Origin of the sequence: Agrobacterium sp. S7/73, from assembly GCF_019355535.1 — a bacterium.
GTDB classification, from domain to species: domain Bacteria; phylum Pseudomonadota; class Alphaproteobacteria; order Rhizobiales; family Rhizobiaceae; genus Agrobacterium; species Agrobacterium tumefaciens.
The window spans coordinates 420,202-436,498 of sequence record NZ_CP072137.1; the positions used below are offsets into that span (position 1 = coordinate 420,202).

Annotated in this window: 12 protein-coding genes; 6 read left to right on the plus strand and 6 right to left on the minus strand. The window is 58.8% G+C overall.

What is annotated here, in order from left to right; translation table 11 throughout:
* The 5 genes from J5276_RS16910 to J5276_RS16930 form a co-directional block, all read right to left on the minus strand.
* A complete protein-coding gene (locus J5276_RS16910; RefSeq protein ID WP_065687742.1) occupies nt 1–585 on the minus strand; it encodes an invasion associated locus B family protein in 585 nt (194 codons plus the stop codon).
* Nucleotides 585–4,562 (minus strand): autotransporter domain-containing protein, encoded by a 3,978-nt coding sequence (locus J5276_RS16915; protein WP_174012014.1) that lies wholly within the window; start codon nt 4,560–4,562, stop codon nt 585–587. Before J5276_RS16915 ends, J5276_RS16910 begins: the two co-directional genes overlap by 1 nt.
* 232 nt (nt 4,563–4,794) lie before the next feature.
* On the minus strand, nt 4,795–5,319 hold the full coding sequence (locus tag J5276_RS16920) for a flavin reductase family protein (protein WP_013761544.1): 525 nt from the start codon (nt 5,317–5,319) through the stop codon (nt 4,795–4,797).
* Nucleotides 5,319–6,212, minus strand: a complete 894-nt coding sequence (locus J5276_RS16925) for an aldo/keto reductase family oxidoreductase (RefSeq protein ID WP_065687744.1) — start codon at nt 6,210–6,212, stop codon at nt 5,319–5,321. Before J5276_RS16925 ends, J5276_RS16920 begins: the two co-directional genes overlap by 1 nt.
* Complete coding sequence (locus J5276_RS16930; protein ID WP_065703046.1) at nt 6,212–7,369, minus strand: LLM class flavin-dependent oxidoreductase; 1,158 nt, start codon at nt 7,367–7,369, stop codon at nt 6,212–6,214. The genes J5276_RS16925 and J5276_RS16930 overlap by 1 nt, the downstream gene beginning before the upstream one ends.
* Nucleotides 7,370–7,469: 100 nt before the next feature.
* Between J5276_RS16930 and J5276_RS16935 the strand changes: the two genes are divergently transcribed.
* The 6 genes from J5276_RS16935 (at nt 7,470) to J5276_RS16960 (ending at nt 14,828) form a co-directional block, all read left to right on the plus strand.
* Complete coding sequence (locus tag J5276_RS16935) at nt 7,470–8,174, plus strand: GntR family transcriptional regulator (protein ID WP_065661628.1); 705 nt, start codon at nt 7,470–7,472, stop codon at nt 8,172–8,174.
* A 332-nt stretch (nt 8,175–8,506) separates the two neighbouring features.
* The gene (locus J5276_RS16940) at nt 8,507–9,583 is read left to right on the plus strand and encodes an ABC transporter ATP-binding protein (protein WP_003510819.1); all 1,077 of its coding nucleotides are present in this window, start codon (nt 8,507–8,509) and stop codon (nt 9,581–9,583) included.
* Between the two features lie 54 nt (nt 9,584–9,637).
* Nucleotides 9,638–10,873: an ABC transporter substrate-binding protein gene (locus J5276_RS16945; RefSeq protein WP_065703048.1), complete on the plus strand. Its 1,236-nt coding sequence runs from the start codon at nt 9,638–9,640 to the stop codon at nt 10,871–10,873.
* A 174-nt stretch (nt 10,874–11,047) separates the two neighbouring features.
* Nucleotides 11,048–11,959 (plus strand): carbohydrate ABC transporter permease, encoded by a 912-nt coding sequence (locus J5276_RS16950; RefSeq protein ID WP_003510821.1) that lies wholly within the window; start codon nt 11,048–11,050, stop codon nt 11,957–11,959.
* A 4-nt stretch (nt 11,960–11,963) separates the two neighbouring features.
* Nucleotides 11,964–12,821, plus strand: coding sequence for a carbohydrate ABC transporter permease (locus J5276_RS16955; RefSeq protein ID WP_003500737.1), 858 nt, complete (start codon nt 11,964–11,966; stop codon nt 12,819–12,821).
* Between the two features lie 12 nt (nt 12,822–12,833).
* Complete coding sequence (locus J5276_RS16960) at nt 12,834–14,828, plus strand: alpha-glucosidase (protein ID WP_174012018.1); 1,995 nt, start codon at nt 12,834–12,836, stop codon at nt 14,826–14,828.
* Nucleotides 14,829–14,913: 85 nt separating this feature from the next.
* On the opposite strand, the gene J5276_RS16965 is transcribed toward J5276_RS16960, so the two are convergent.
* A complete protein-coding gene (locus J5276_RS16965; RefSeq protein ID WP_065703053.1) occupies nt 14,914–16,203 on the minus strand; it encodes a pilus assembly protein in 1,290 nt (429 codons plus the stop codon).
* Between the last annotated feature and the right edge of the window lie 94 nt (nt 16,204–16,297).

The window sequence follows — 16,297 nt, forward strand, 5'->3', positions numbered from 1 at the left end:
CTAATGCAAGCTTCCGAGGCGCTCCAGTGCCTCGGAAAATCCCTGTCCCTGCAACTGGAACGAAACCGTTCGGCCCTGCAGATCGGGGGCCTCTATTGTCAGGGTTTGTCCGGCCTTCAGCGCGGTTACAAGTTCGACGAACGGCGTGAAGGAAACGATGCAGCCCACGGGCAGACACGTGCTGACCTGAACTTCCTGCAACCGCACATTTCCGGATTTTACCGAAAACAGCTTTGTGACGGCAAGGCCGAAAGGCATGACCACGGTGCCGGAAAGCTTACCCGGCGTCCCGACATCATCAAGCCGGAACTCGACGGAGACGACCAGTTTGCGTGTCTTCTCCTCAAGCTGGACCTGAGCGATGGCGCAGAGCGGTTTTTCCGTCTCCGCCACCGGCTTACTGGCGTCATTATCATCTTTTTTCGCAGGCGCGACGCAAGCAAGCTGCCAACTCCCGTGAACCTCACGCAACGGCGCGTCCGCCTTTTTTTCTGCATCTTGCGCGGGAGCACCGCCCGCCACCAAACCGGCGGACAGGAACACCGTGAGAGCCGTTTTCCAAAGCGTGTTTTGACTGCGCTTCATCAGAAACGAACTCCAAGTTGGGCTGAAGCAGATTGATCCAGAAGACCCGCGCCAAAAACCGCGCCGTAACGGAATGTCAAGGTCGCGGATGGGTTGAGATTGTAGCTAAGCCCCAGATTGATCAATGCCACGTCGCGCGCCATGGCAGCACTTGTCACAGAAAACGCACTGCCACCATCGTAGAACAGTGCACTCTCCATCATCGGATCGCCATAGGCATGACGCCACCCGATATCGAGCATCGCGCGTCCAAGCATCCCCTCCAACGCAATGTCACGGCTGATGCGCGCCCCGAGCGTCGAATAAAACTCGTCGTGGCTGACGGCACCCGAAGAGACGGCGGCGATACCGCCCATCTCCCGGAAAGCATCCGTCCGCGTATTCACGTAAGCGATATTGGCGTAAGGCTCGATATGGGTGAGATCGAAATCGAACCGCCAGGCGGCTTCGGCAAAGACCTGCGTGGTGGAAGCGTCGTAACCAGCGGTTAGGTCCTCCTTCAATGTTGAAAAGGAAACCGCCCGGCGCGTTTCGACATCCTGAAAGGCGTGGGTTGCACCAAGACGCAGGGATGCAGGGCCAATTGTTTTGCCCGCATAACCCGCCACATAGTAGCCGTCCACGTCAGCAGATGCCGCAGGAGAACCCTGGCTGATCACATCGCGGCCGTATCCGGCGGCCACCCCGGCACGCCAGCCATCAGCCAAATCTCCGTCAATACCAAAGAGGACGCCGCCGCCCTTCATGTCGGCCGATGCGCCGTTTCCATCACCATCGGTGCGGCCGCGAGAGCCGAAACCACTGGACCAGAACGTGAGTGAACCCTCGTCAATGTCAAACGGGTTTGATCCGCCTTCAGCATAGGCGACCGGCAGGATCGGGCGCGCATCGACACCTTCGAAAGCACTGCGCAGCCGGTTGAGAATGACATCGCGGGTGAGTTGGCTGCGGTTGATCAAAGCCATGGCAAGCGAGGGATGAATTTCCCCGGCAAGCTGCGCGAAGGCGGATTGGGTTTCGCCCTGTTGCAGAAACACGGCCGCCTCGTAGAGCGGCGAGCTTTCCCCAAGCGCCTCTATGGCGTTGGCGGCCCCGCGCGCATTGGCCGTCGATGTTTCAGCGGCCAGAAAGCCGGCATCCGGTGATGCCCGGGCGAAGGAAAGATAGGTGCTGCCGTCGTCAGCACTCCGGGCTACCATTGCGGTCAGATAGGCGAAATTTTCGCCGACACTTGAAAACGTACCGGTAATTCCACCCGTTGCCGTCAGGATCGTGTAGCGGGTGCTGAGGCTATAGGCAGTTTGGTTCGCCAGCGACGTAACGACAAGACTGACATCATTGTCGATGGTGATGGTTCCGGTCACGGCAAGCCTGTCGGAATTGCCGGCGGCGTCGATTTCAACCTCATAGCGAGAGCCACTAGCAAATGTTGCGCTGCCCGTGGAAGCCAGCGTGCCGATCGAATTGCCGGGCGCGAGCGTGCCACCCGAGCCGACGGTCAGGCCGCCGATGGTGCCGGAGCCGCCAAGTGTCGCGCCGGTACCGACCGAAACAGCGCTTGCAAGCGAGCCATTGACGCTGAGCTTTCCAGAGGAAACCGCAGTGGTGCCCGTATAGGTACTATTTCCGGTCAAGACCAGATTGCCATCGCCCGTCTTTTCAAAGGTGCCAGTGCCGCTGATGGCATTGGAAAGCGTGCCGGCACCATCGACAACGAGTTGCGCATCATTGGCGATGCCGCCCGAGCCGAAACTTTTTGAGTTGCCTTTCAGCGTGCCGGAGGAAATCGTGGTGCCGCCGGAATAGCTGTTATTGCCGCCAAGCGTTGTGACGCCAGCTTCGGCAACGACTTTGCCCGCACCTGAAATATCGGCTGAGAGTATATAGCCGGTCTCGGAATGGTTGAAGACGATGCTGCCGTTGCCTGCACCGAAAGCAATCGTGCGCGCTTCTAACGCACCGGCTGAGCGGGCGGTTTGGCCCGCGGCAGCTCCGATGTTGAGCACGCCTGTGGAACCCGCCGATGCGGCAATGAGAATAGTGGGCGCAGCCAGCGAGGCTCCGCCGGTTATCTCAACGGAACCGTTTCCGGCATCGCCGACGACCATGAGATTGCCAACCGCAACGCGCGATCCCACACCGCTTACCAGAACGTTTCCATTCGATCCCGCCGCACTGCCCGCATAGAGATCATAGGCATCAAGTGATCCGCCGTTCGTAACGGTCAAGCTTCCGGAACCTTCAAAACCCACATCGACGGAGCCGGAGTTCACAACGCCGTTGTCGATATAAGCGGTGACGTTCGAACCCGATCCTGTGATCGTCATCGTGCCGGAGGAACCGGCAAGATCACCGAGCATCACCTTGGCAGCTTTGATACCGCCGCCGGCGCTGACAGACACATTTCCTGTAGTCCCGCCTCCGTATCCGACAAAAAACGTTCCGGTCATCGCCCAGCTCGATCCGTTGCCCGCCACCGTTACGGTGGAAGTGGAACCGCCATGGGCCGCAACATAGCCGTCGCGGCTTTCCACCGTGCCACCGGCCTCGACGGTCATGGAACCGTTGCCGTCAAGGCCGACATTGAGATCGGCGCGGCTTTGCAATTTGCTGCCGGCACCGGATACCCGGGCGGAACCGGTACCACCGGCATTTGCTCCGATGATAATATTCGCTGCATCGACAAGGCCGCCGCCCGTAACCGCCAGCGAACCCGTGCCACTCACACCCACCTCGAGATCGCCACGGTTGACTGTCCAGACCGAGCCCTGCCCATCCACGGCGGCAGCGCCCGTTGCACCCGCCACAACGCCAAGCCGCGCCGTCGTACTATCAACGGAGCCACCCGCCATAACGTTGAGCTTACCATTGCCGGCGGCACCGCCCGGATCGGCGACATCGCCGCCGACCTGCAGGTCGCCGGTCCTCCAGTTCGAGCCGTCGCCGGTGACAGTCGCCTCACTTGCCGAATGGCGGCCGACAATGGCCTCGCCACTGGTTACGGTCCCTGCGGCCTCTACGAGAAGCGTTGCAGCTCCCGAATTGCCAACGACGAGCGATCCGCCGCTTTGCAGCGCGGAGCCCAGACGGCTTACCGTCACGGAACTTCCGTCCGCAGAAGCCAGATCGGCGATGACCGTGGTCGTCCGGCTGGTGACCGTGCCGCCGCCGGTGATGGTGAGCGTGCCAACGCCCGCACCACCAACAACGAGGTCCGACGACATGGTCCAGCGGCTGCCCGCACCCGACACCAGGGCCGTCCCTGCGGTAGTGGCATCTTTGGCCAGCAGGCCTTTGGCGCTTTTCAGCGCGCTGGCGCCAAGCACATCCAGATAGCCGTTTCCGCCAGTTGCGGAAGATAGCGGATCGCTGTAACCCACAAGAACCGTATCGGCGATCCTCAGTGTAGATGCGTTGTCGAGCTTGACGGAGCCGCTTCCCGTCCCGCTTTTGCCAACATGGATGTTTTCCGACGATGCCGTTGTGCCGTGTGACAGAAGAAGGGTGGCCGTGCCGTCGCCACCAACAATGATGTTACTTTCATTCGCCCAGTTTGCGCCGCTGAATGTGGCGGAGCCGGTCGCTCCGCTGGCCGTTCCGAGAATGACGGATTTCGTCTGCAAGCCGCCCTGAACCACCAGCGTGCCGGCGCCCGCAGCATTGCCTATCGCCAGTTGCTGCACTTCAGCGGTTGTTCCTATGTTGATGATCGGACCGTAAGAATTGATGATCGCCTCATCGCCGGCATTGGGAACACGTTGCGATGGACCCCAGTTCGAGGCGGTAACCCAGTCTTCGCCGTCAGAGCCTGTCCACTGCAAGGTGTCGGCGACGACAACCGGCGCGGTGAAAAGTGAGGATATGAGGACAAGAAGCCCCGTTGCCCCACCAGGGAAAAACCTGCTTGGCGCTGCTGCACACATTTCTGCTGTCGGACAGGTTTCCCCTTCCGAAACATGGCAGAAACAAGCGGACATTCAGTCTCCCTAACCCGCGCGACGTGCGGTCTTCCTTTGATCGAGCGAATCATTTTGTGAATCAGATCAACTACGCCAGTTTGAAAGATGATTTCCAGTATGAACAGCGCAAAGCGTGGTTTTTACTGACAGACGAAACAAAAACGGAGCACGACAGGCGCGCTCCGTTAAATAAGCAACAGATGGCTGGAGTAAATCTCTACCGAGATCGAACGGGAAAATCCCGTTCTGCCTACTGCTTTGAAAACCGCCCGAAGGCTCCGCCTGAAAAGCACAGGGGATCGCCATCGCGGTGGGCGGCACGCAGCACTTCGCCGACGATGATGGTGTGATCGCCCGCATCGTGGGCTGCCGCCTGCCGGCATTCGAAACGGGCGAGCGTGCCCGGAATGACCGGAACGCCCTCGTCGTTGATTTCCCAGTCAAGATCGTCAAATGCGCGGCCGTTGCGGGTGAAGCGGGCGCTCAGCACGTCCTGATCTGCGCTCAGCACATGGATGGCGAAATGCGTTGCGCCGCTGAAGGCCGGATAGCGCGATGAATTTTTGGCAGGCGACCACAGCACCAGCGGCGGATCGAGCGATACCGACGCGAAGCTGTTGACCGTCATACCGATCGGCCCTTCGGGCGTCGTTGCCGTCACCACCGTTACGCCGGTGGTGAAAGCGCCGAGCGCATTGCGAAAGCTGCGGCTGTTTTCGCCGCCGGGAACAAATACGTGCTCATTCGGCATTTTGATCGCTTCTGCGACTGTCATCACGGCACCTCGCTTCCAATTGCAAGTGTGTAAAGCTCAAACCAGGTCTGGCGGTCGATGGTGACGCGCAGGGCATCGGCCGCCGTTTTTATGCGCTGAATATTGTTGGTGCCGAGCACGGGCACGATCTTTGCCGGATGCCGCAGCAGCCAGGCGATGGCAACGGCAGTGGCATCGACGCCCTGCTCGTTGCCGATGCGCTGCAGGGCAGCCATGGTTCCACCATGCGCACCGGAAAACAGCGAACCGCCGCCAAGCGGCGACCATGCCATCGGTGAAACGCGCTTTTCCTGCAGGAAGGCCAGATCGCCATTGGTGAAGCTATCGGTAGCAAGCAAGCTCATTTCGATCTGGTTCGTAACCAGCCTATTGCTCATAGCCGATTGCAGCAGGGCGAAATCCCACGGGCGGAAATTGGAAACGCCCACGGCCTTGACCTTGCCGGAAGCTACCAGTGCATCGAGCGCCTTGCCGGTTTCTTCGGGATCGATCAACGGATCGGGCCGGTGGATCAGCAACAGATCGACACGATCTGTGCCCATGTCACGCAAGGAGGCCTCGACTGAAGCGTTGATATGGCCAGCCGTGGTATCGTAATGCTTGACGCGGGCGGCTGAGTGACGCCCGGCTGGCGCCACGATGCCGCATTTCGTCACGATCTCGATCTTGTCGCGAAGGGATGGAGCTGCCTTGAGGCCGGCACCCAGAATGGCTTCCGCCGTGTATCCACCGTATATATCAGCCTGATCCATGGTGGTGATGCCCTGCGCCAGGCAGGCTTCGATCTTTGCCTGTACATGGGAAGGCGAAGTATCAGCATCGTCGCCGATGCGCCACATGCCGTAAACGATGCGGCTAAGTTCCAGGTTTTCAGAAAGAGCGATACGTTCCATCAGTGGCGTTCCCCGTTGCCCAGCGGCGTGGCAGGTGTTTCAGAAGGCACCCGGCCGTATGCATGCGGCAGGGAGCAGGTTTTCATTTGCGGCAGGACCTTGGTTCCGAAGTGTTCAGCCTCGTCGAGATGCGGATAACCCGAGAGGATGAAGGCGCGAATACCCATTTTCTGGTATTCCTCCAGCGCCGAAAGGACCTTATCGGTGGAGCCAACGAGCGCTGCACCACAGCCGGAGCGCGCCCGGCCGATGCCGGTCCACAGGTTTGGTTCGACATAACCGAACTTGTCGGCCAGTTCTCGGGCCCGCGCCTGATGCGATACACCGAGTGAGCCGCTGTCGTGGGCGCGGTTGCGGATCAGCTGGCCATACTCGTCATCGAGCTTCGAAACCAGATGCTCCGCATATTCGCGCGCTTCATTTTCGGTATCGCGCACGACCATGTGGACTCGCAGGCCGTAATCCAGCGTGCGGCCATGGGCTGCGGCACGCTCATGGGCAGCGCGCATGCGGTCTGCGAGCTGGTCTTTCGTTTCGGGCCACATCAGATACACGTCGCATTGCGCGCCGCACAGCTCCAGCGCATCCGGCGAATAACCGCCGAAATAGAGCAGCGGACCACCATTCTGCTGGTACGGACGTGCAGGCTCGGTGGAGACACCCTTGAACTGGTAGATCTCGCCGTCATGGTCAATCGTGTCACGGGTCCAGGCCTGGCGCAAAATCTGCACGACTTCATGGCTGCGTTTGTAGCGAAACGCGCTGTCAGCCACCTCGCCGGGAAAATCGGAGCTGATGACGTTGAGCGTCAGGCGGCCCTTCAGCATGTGATCGAGCGTCGCCACCGTACGCGCCAGCATGATCGGCTGCATTTCGCCGCAACGGATTGCAGCAAGGAAATTGATGCGGTCGCTGATCGGAGCGCAACCTGCCACGAAGCTCAACGTGTCCTGGCCGACCTGATAGGAAGAGGGGCAGAGAATGTTGCGAAAACCGAGTTCCTCGGCCTTTTTGACGATATCCGAGCAATGTTCGAAGCTGGAGCGCAGGCTGCCATCCGGCACGCCCAGATAGGCGTAATCATCGGAACAAAGGGCAGAAAACCAGGAGACCTCGGCAGCATCGAGATCAGCGGATGTAACGGGTACGACGGTCATGCAATTCCTCCTCAAGGCCGCTCTCGTTTTTCTTGCATAACATCAAGAAATATGTAAATCAATGATGTATCAATTTTTGTTTTGCGGAGGGGATGGCATCATGAAACACACGGGCGGCAGCCTGCCTATGTATTTGCAGATCGCCGAAATGCTGGTGCGCGAAGTCGCTGCGGGCCGTCTGACAGATGGTGAAAAGCTTGCTCCCGAAAGGGATATGGCAGCCGATCTCGGCATTGCTGTCGGCACGCTTCGCAAGGCGCTTGCGGAGTTGCAGGAGCGTGGACTGCTGGAGCGTGTGCAGGGTTCCGGCAATTATATCCGCGCGGTCAGTGATCCCCAGAGCGTTTATGCCTTCTTCCGGCTTGAGATGATCGAGGGGGGTGGCCTGCCAACGGCGGAGGTGCTGGATGTTGCGCGCCTTGCCAAGCCATCCACCCTGCCCGCCTTTGGCACATCGCCGGAAGGCCACCGCATCCGCCGCCTGAGGCGTATCGCGGGGAAACCGGCGGCAATCGAGGAGATCTGGCTCGACGGTTCCTATGTCGACACGATTACCATCGAGAACCTGTCGGAATCGCTCTATCTCTACTATCGCACCCGCCTCAATCTCTGGATATCGAAGGCAGAAGACCGCATCGACCTCGGGGAAGTGCCAGAATGGGCGCCTGCACAATTCGGCCAGAAATCCGGCGCGTCGGTGCCGCGCGTCCTTCGCCTGAGCCAGGGTCAGGACGGAGCCGTGGCTGAAGTCTCATGGACATGGTTCGACCACACCGTCGCACGGTACGTTTCACGCATACGTTGAAAACGCACGAAATTCGCGTGATCCACATGGACAGAGAAAATTGACCACAGGCAAGGAAGCCGCGACCTGCCACGCAGGGGTTTTCGTTGAAATATTTCTACAAATCAAAGCTTTGCCGGTTTTTGATTTCTGTCAGAAATAAAATTGATACACTATTGATTTCCTTTTGACGAAAGGTAATATCACGGACCTAGGGAGACAGGCGTTTGGCCGTCCCACGATATCGCCGGACGATCGGGATGATTTTTTCGAAAAGCGATGCGTGGATTTGAAGGTTGATGCCGGGTTTGCGTTCATCCGATTTTGGACGCCCCGGACGTGAGGAGGAAAAGATGGCTTCAGTCAGCCTGCGCAAGCTGGACAAGAGTTACGGTGCCCTGCGCATCGTCAAGGGTATTGACCTTGAAATCAACGATGGTGAATTCGTGGTTTTCGTCGGCCCCTCCGGCTGCGGAAAATCCACGACGTTGCGCATGGTCGCCGGGCTGGAAAGCATCAGCGGCGGTGAGGTGATGATCGGCGACCGCGTTGTCAACAAACTGCCGCCGCGCGAGCGTGACATCGCCATGGTGTTTCAGGACTACGCGCTTTACCCGCACAAGACTGTGCGTGAAAACATGGGTTTCAGCCTGAAGGTACGTGGTGTCAGCGCCTCGCAGGCCAATGCCAGCATTGATGAGGCAGCGAATATGCTGGGCATCAGCCATCTGCTGGACCGTCGTCCGGGCCAGCTTTCCGGCGGCCAGCGCCAGCGCGTGGCCATGGGCCGCGCCATCGTGCGCCGCCCGCAGGTGTTCCTGTTCGACGAGCCGCTTTCCAACCTCGACGCAAAACTGCGCGGACAGGTTCGCACGGAAATCAAGCGCCTGCACCAGCAGCTCGGCACTACCATCATCTACGTTACGCATGATCAGGTGGAGGCGATGACGCTGGCTGACCGCATCGTCATTCTGCGCGGCGGCGATATCGAGCAGGTGGGCACGCCGGACGAGGTCTATAACCGTCCGGAAAGCGTGTTCGTCGGCGGTTTCGTCGGTGCGCCTGCCATGAATTTCGCTCGCGCCAGAGTGACCGGCGACAGGCTGACATTTACGGACGGCAACTCTCTTCCACTGGCAGCAATCAGACCGTCCCGTGAAACGGCGCTCGATGGACGGGAGGTCATCGTCGGCATTCGCCCTGAACATTTCGGTCCTGCCGGGGGATTTGACACACAGCTCTCCGTCAAGGTGCAGGTGGTGGAGCCTTTGGGGTCGGATACGCTGGTGCATTTCACCCTCGGTGATGCGGCGCTGACGGCGAGAATGCCGCCAGAGATGAAACCGGCTCCGAATGAGGAACTGAAGATCGGCCTCGACCCATCGAAGGTGCACCTGTTCGACGTGACGACGGAACGCTCCATTCAGTGACAGGATCGGGCCGCCACCGGCCCGGCTTCAAGATTTCAATAACGGGAGGAAAACATGAAATTCAAAGCCCTTACGGGAGCGGCGCTCTGCGCAACGATGCTCAGCTTTTCGGGACAGGCCTTTGCCGACGCCGAACTCAAAATCTTCGTTTCCAGCCAGCATCAACCCGACGTGTGGCGCAAGGCGCTCGATCAATATGAGGCGAAGACGCCGGGCGTGAAAGTCGTGATCGAGACCGGCGGTAACACCTCCGAAATGCAGGCGCAATATCTCAACACCGTCATGTCTGCCAAGGATTCAAGCCTCGACGTGCTGATGCTCGATGTCATCCGTCCCGCACAGTTCGCAACCGCTGGCTGGACCAGCGATTTCTCCGGCAAAGACTTGTCCGCCTACCTGCCGACCTATGCAGAAGCAAACACCGTGAACGGCAAGATCGTGGCGCTGCCAGCGTTCGCCGATTCCATGTTCCTCTACTATCGCAAGGACTTGCTGGACAAGTACGGCATCCAGCCGCCGACCACCTGGGATGAGCTGAAGGAAGCCTCAAAAAAGGTGATGGAGGGCGAAAAGAACCCCGAACTTCAGGGCCTCTCCTTCCAGGGTAAGGCCATCGAAGGTGCGGTATGCACGTTCCTGCTGCCCTACTGGAGCGAAGGCAAGTCGCTGGTTCAAAACGGCAAGCTGAATTTCGACAATCAGGCGGCCGTGGATTCGCTGAAGCTCTGGAAGAGCTTCGTCGACGAAGGCATTTCCAAGAAGAACATTTCCGAAGTGGCGACCGACGACACGCGCAAGGAATTCCAGGCGGGCAAGGTTCTCTTCGCCGTCAACTGGTCCTACGCCTGGACCCATTTTCAGGGCAAGGAATCCCAAGTGAACGACAAGGTTGGCGTCGCCCGGTTGCCGGCCGTCAAGGGCGGAGAGCAGACGACGTGCCTCGGCGGCTGGGAATTCGGCGTTTCCGCCTATTCCAAGCAGCAGGACGAAGCCAAGAAACTGGTGGAATATCTGTCCAGCCAGGATGTTTCGAAGTTCATGGCCATCAATGCCGCGCTGCTGCCCACCTATGCCTCGCTCTACAAGGATGCTGAGGTGACCAAGTCCATCCCTTGGTTTGCGGATGCTCTTCCGGTTGTTGAAACGGCAAAGGCCCGTCCGGTCACACCGCGTTACAACGAGGTCAGCGAAACGATCCGCACCACCGTCAATGGCGTGCTTGCGGGCGTGATGTCGCCGGAAGACGGCGCAAAGCAGATGGAAAGCCGTCTGCGCCGCGTATTGCGCTAAGCCCTGTGGCCGGGGGCGGCATGCAGGACATGCCGTTGCCGGCCTGTTTGGCCGAGCCAGTGAAAATCGCCTGAACGGCGCGATAAACGGGCCGGGACTTAACCGGTCTGATCGGGAGACGATGACGTGAATTCAGTTGCGGGAGTGGCAGACGTGACGATGCCGGAGAGAACAATGGTCAGGGTGGACGAGAAACCGCAGCCGCGCTGGACGCGGTGGCTCGATCTCGGTGACCGGTCGCTTGCCGTGCTTTTGCTGGCGCCTGCAGCCATTCTTCTTTCGCTTATCATCGTCTATCCGGTGGCGCGTCTCGTCTACACCTCGTTTTTCAGCCTTTCGCTGACATCAGGCCTGCCGGCGGAATTCATCGGCTTTGAAAACTACACGGCGATGCTTGATGACCCGATTTTCTGGGAAACGACCTGGAATACGGTGCTGATAACGCTGATAACGGTGCCTGGAGCGCTGTTCATGGGCCTGGGCCTTGCGCTCCTCGCCAACCTGCCGTTTTCGATGCAATGGCCGATGCGCCTGTCGCTGCTCATCCCTTGGGCGCTGCCTCTGTCGTTCGCCGGCCTCATCTTCGCGTGGTTTTTCCACTACGAATACGGCGTGGTCAACGATGTGCTGAACCGGCTGGGCTTTGAAGGCATCATCTGGTTCAACTCCCCGAACTGGGCCTTTGCGGCCATCTGCCTGACCATCATCTGGAAGACGTCTTCCTTCATGGCACTGATGATCCTTGCAGGGCTGCAAACCATTCCGCGCTCGCTTTATGAAGCCGCCGATGTGGATGGCGCCGGCAAGCTCAGGCAGTTCTTCGAGATCACGCTGCCGCTCCTAAAACCCTCGATCGTCGTTGCTCTCATCTTCCGTACGATTACGGCGCTGCAGACTTTTGATATTCCATACATGATGACCGGCGGCGGCCCCGGCACATCAACCACGACGCTCGCCATGTACATTCACCAGAACACCGTTTCCTTCCTCGATCTCGGTTACGGTTCGGCACTGGCGGTCATGATGTTTGCGCTCTCCATGTGCGTCACCGCCGTTTATCTCCGCATTATCAGGACGAAGGACTGATCCCATGAGCACCGTTGCGACCTCCTCCGGTCTGTCCTCCTTCTTCTCCGGCAAGCCGCTGCGCTTCATTGCGGCCTCCATATTGCTGGTCAACGGCCTGTTTCCGGCAATATGGATCCTGTTCACCTCGCTGAAAACCGAAGCGGAACTGACGGTGAAACCGATCACATGGTTTCCGCATGCGCCGACGCTCGCCAATTACATGCAGGCCTTTTCCGACCAGCCGCTGCACCTCTTCCTGTTCAACAGCTTCATGGTCGCGCTTCTTTCCACGGCCCTCACAATTCTGATTTCGGTGCTGGCAGCCTATGCGCTGGCGCGGCTCGATCTCAAGTACCGGGCGCTGATCCTCTCGCTCATCATCGCCGTTTCCACATTCCCGCTGGTAACGCTGCTGGTGCCTCTGTTCGAGATCATGCGTGCGCTCAACCTGCTCAATAGCTGGACCGCTCTTATACTGCCTTACACCGTGCTTTCCCTGCCGGTCTGCACGCTGATGCTGGTATCCTTCTTCGAAAGCATCCCGCGCGATCTGGAAAACGCCGCCATGATTGATGGCTGCACCCGCATCGGCGCGCTGTTCAAGGTTGTCGTGCCGCTATGCGCGCCAGGCGTCTTCACCGCCGGTATTCTCGCTTTCGTGAACGCCTGGGACGAATTCCTGCTGGCGCTTTCCTTCAATTCCAATCCGGCACTGCGCACGCTGCCGGTCGGCATCCAGCTTTACCAGGGTGAGTTCGCTTTCCCCTGGCCCGTCATCTCGGCGGCGCTGGTGGTCGGCATCGTCCCGGTTGCGATCCTGATCGTCATCTTTCAGGAACGCGTCGTCTCCGGTCTCACCGCCGGCGGTCTCAAGGGTTAAACAGGTATAGTCATGCAATTCGAAAAGACCAAAGACGGCTTCACGCTTGCGATTGGCAGCCACACCATTCTTTCTCATTCGCCTGAGAACCCGGCTTTCTTTGCCGGTTTGGGCAAGGAGCGGATGGATATGTATCGCGGCAATTTCGATATCGAGGACTATGTCATCGAACGAACTGCGCTCCGCCACGCCGAAGTCAGTGGCGACAGCGTTACGCTGTCTTCCGCACCCGGGCAGGCCGCGCGCCTTCATCTGGCGCTGGATGGAAATGCCATCAGGGTCACGGCGCTGGATGAAACCATCAATCGGCTGTGGCTGCGGATCATCGCAGATGAGGACGAACATGTCTGGGGCGGTGGCGAACAGATGTCCTATTTCGACATGCGCGGCCGCCGCTTTCCGCTCTGGACCTCCGAACCCGGTGTCGGCCGCGACAAGACCGCTGAAATCACCTTCCAGGCTGACGTCAGCGGCAAGGCGGGTGGCGATTATTACAACACCAATTACCCGCAGCCGACCTATCTGTCATCGCGCAAATATGCGCTGCATGTGGAAACCAGCGCCTATTCGGTCTTCGATTTCCGCAACGAAGATTTCCACGAAGTCGAGATCTGGGCGATCCCCGAAAGGATCGAGTTTTTCACCGGCGATCGTTTCACCGATATCGTTTCCGCCCTCTCGCTGCGGTTCGGACGCCAGCCGGAACTGCCGGAGTGGGTCTATGGCGGCGCGATCATCGGGTTAAAGGATGGCGCCAACTCCTTTGCCCGGCTGGAAAAAATCCGCGCTGCCGGAACCAAGGTCTCCGGCCTGTGGTGCGAGGACTGGGTGGGGCTTCGCCAGACATCCTTCGGCGCCCGGCTCTTCTGGGACTGGCAGGCCAATGAGGCGCGTTATCCGCATCTGCGTCAGAAGATCGCCGAGCTTGCCGATCAGGGCATTCGTTTTCTGGGATACGTGAACCCCTATCTCTGCGTCGACGGCCCGCTTTTTCCGGAGGCGGAGGCGGCCGGTTATTTCGCCACCGGCGCGGACGGCAAGACGGCGCTCGTGGATTTCGGCGAGTTCGATTGTGGCGTGGTCGATTTCACCAATCCGGCCGCAGCCGAGTGGTTTTCCGAAGAGATCATCGGCAAGAACATGCTTGATTTCGGCCTTTCCGGCTGGATGGCCGATTTCGGCGAATATCTGCCGATCGACATCACGCTATCGAACGGCATCGACGCCAAGCTGATGCACAATGCCTGGCCGACGCTCTGGGCAGAGGTCAACGCCAAGGCCGTTGAAAGCCGCGGCAAAACCGGCGAAGCGCTGTTCTTCATGCGCGCGGGCTTTACCGGTGTGCAAGCCCACTGCCCGCTGCTGTGGGGCGGCGACCAGTCCGTCGATTTCTCCCGCCATGACGGTCTCGTCACCGTCATATGCGGTGCGCTGTCCTCCGGTCTTCTCGGCAATGCCTATCACCATTCCGATATTGGAGGTTACACCAGCCTGTTCGGCAATGTCAGAACCCCGGAACTCATCATGCGCTGGACGGAGATGGCAGCCTTTACCCCTGTCATGCGAACCCATGAGGGCAATCGCCCGCGCGACAATCTCCAGATCGATCAGGACGAGACCGTTCTTGGCCATTTTGCCCGCATGACGGCAATCTATGTCGCACTCGCCCCCTATCTGAAATCGCTTTCCACCGAAGCGGCCGAAAACGGCCTGCCGGTACAGCGCCCGCTTTTCCTGCATCACGAGAACGACCGGCAGACCTATGCCATTCAGGACAGCTATCTCTATGGGGCCGACATGCTGGTCGCACCAGTTTGGAAGGCGGGGGAGACGCAGCGCACGCTTTACCTTCCGGGCGATGGGGAATGGATGCATCTTTGGAGTGGCGCGCGGTATTTTGGCGGGCACGAGATCACCGTGGAGGCTCCGATAGGCCAGCCGGCTGTGTTCTACCGCGCTGAAACGCCCTTTACTGCGTTATTTGAACGGCTTCGTAATATCGCTTGAAGCATCACCTTCCGACCATTTCCAAAAAACGCCGCAGATATTGCGGCGTTCAACCGATGCTTTAACAGGCCTCGCTAGACGGCCATCAGCCCGTCAGGCGTGGTGATGTAATGGCTTTCTTGAACAGTACCGTCATCGCGTCGCTGATGCCCTGGGACGGGCTGACTTCGAAGTACAGACCCGGGGAAGCGCAGCTCTGCATGCGTGAGCCAATTTCCGCCTGAAAGGGCTTGATCCAGCTATTATACCAGTCATTCGTCGGCAGCGGCAGATAGGTGGTATAAAGCACCGCGATACGAAAACCCTTTTCCTTCAGTTTCGTACAGTCTTTGATGTCGATCGGCTCCTGACAGCGGCCTCCCGTCAGTTTTTTCGTACAGGAGGAGGGCTTGTAACTGTCGCCCACCCCGTCTGAAACAAAGAAAATAACCTTATCCGGGTTCGCCGAGCTTGAGCCCGTGCCCGAACTGCCGACCTTATCTCCAATCTGGATCAGTGCCCGGTCGAAATCTGTTTGCTGGTCGTTGTTGTATCCCTGATAGGGGATTGACATCAGGTTGATTTCACCAGCTTTTTTCTTTGCTGCGTCCAGATCCGAGGTTAGCGAAACGACCTCAAGCAGCTTGGTATCTTCCGCCCGTTCCCCGAAGGTATAGACGGCCATGCGATATTGATTGCTGCTTTTGCGCGTGGACTTTGCCGTGTCCATCAGGCTGGCGGTTGCCTTGGCAACCACGTCGATACGCGTCGTAACCCCGAGTTTCTTGGCCTTGAAGTAATAGCTGTTCGGGTCTGCCACGCCTTCCTTCACGATGTGACAGGCAAAAGCGCATTTATCGCCAGTATTCGCAACCAGGGTGGCAACATCCGTGGGTGTCGCGCCCACTCCCATGGAGGGCGTATTATCAAGCAGAAGATAGAAATCGCTGAAGGTTTCCGTTTCGTATTTGGCCGTGGCCGTGCCGGCAACCGAAACGAAATCCTTCCCCAGAAGCCCTGAGAGCGTCGTGCTGACCGACGCCTTGAAGCTGACGGACGACTCGACCACATTGCCGTGCTTGATCACCGAAACATCGACAGAGGTTATGGTGTAGTCCGCGTCGCCGCGCTGATTGCCATCGAAGAATGCCCGGGCTTCTTCATTGCCGACGGGAATGACACCGTCCCCCGACATCTTCTTTGCCGCCTGAACACTTGCGGACATATCGGCGACTGCCGCCAGAGCCGCGGAATCCGCCGCCTGCTGCAGATCGGCTTTGACCGACATGCCGCGCGTAATATCGAGCGCCACACCGGCAGCCCCGCACAGAGGCACCATGAGCAGCGCGGTCAGAATGCCAAAATTTCCAGATTTCTCTTGCCAGAAGTTTTTCAAGTTCGCCCCCAAACAATCTGGGAGCTGAAGCTAATACAGCGGAATTGAAAAGCGGTTTCAATAAATAACTAATTTTTGATAAACTTAATATAAT